The sequence below is a fragment of the Hymenobacter fastidiosus genome (assembly GCF_039539565.1).
GTDB lineage: Bacteria > Bacteroidota > Bacteroidia > Cytophagales > Hymenobacteraceae > Hymenobacter > Hymenobacter fastidiosus.
The window spans coordinates 1-654 of record NZ_BAABDJ010000051.1 but is presented as its reverse complement, the minus strand read 5'-3'; the positions used below and the strand labels follow the sequence as shown (position 1 = coordinate 654).

Here is a 654-nt window from a genome sequence, read left to right as displayed (position 1 = left end):
TGGTGGCCCGGCTGCTAAAAAAAACGAGCTCAAGCCTTTCCACGGCCCGAAGCAATGGGTGATTCCGGCCGGGCAGAGCGCCTCGTTCGTGTGCCAGATGGAGCAGGTGCTCGACCTCTACGAGCAGCCCTACGACGCGGACTACCCCGTCGTGTGCCTGGATGAGTCGCCCAAGCAACTGCTCGAATACAAACAGTTTACGACTTCTACCGGCCAACGCTGCCGCGATTCGGAATACGTGCGCCGGGGCGTGGTGGAGTTGTTCGTGGCCACCGAGCCGCTACGGGGCTGGCGCTACCTGAGCGTGGAGGCCGACCACAAAGCGGCCACCTGGGTCCAGTTTGTGGCCCGGCAGATGGACACAACCTACCGCGAGGCCAAAAAGGTGCGCTGGGTGATGGACAACCTGAGCACTCATAAGCTCAGCTTTTTCTACGCCCACTTTCCGCCCGCCGTGGCCCAGGCGTATCTGCGGCGAATGGAAATCACCTACACCCCGGCCCATGGTTCGTGGCTGAACATGGCCGAAATTGAATTCTCCGTGCTCAGCCGGCAGGTGCTCGACCAGCCATTCACTACGAGCGAGCAGGTGCGCCACGTAGTAGACCAGTGGCAAGAGCGCCAGAATGCGCGGCCCAAGCCCCGTAATTGGCA

1 protein-coding gene is annotated in these 654 nt (G+C 61.6%); it reads left to right on the top strand.

The features are described from left to right. Positions 1-654 (top strand): IS630 family transposase (locus tag ABD833_RS19280; RefSeq protein WP_345075249.1); only part of this gene is annotated, 654 nt, incomplete at both ends.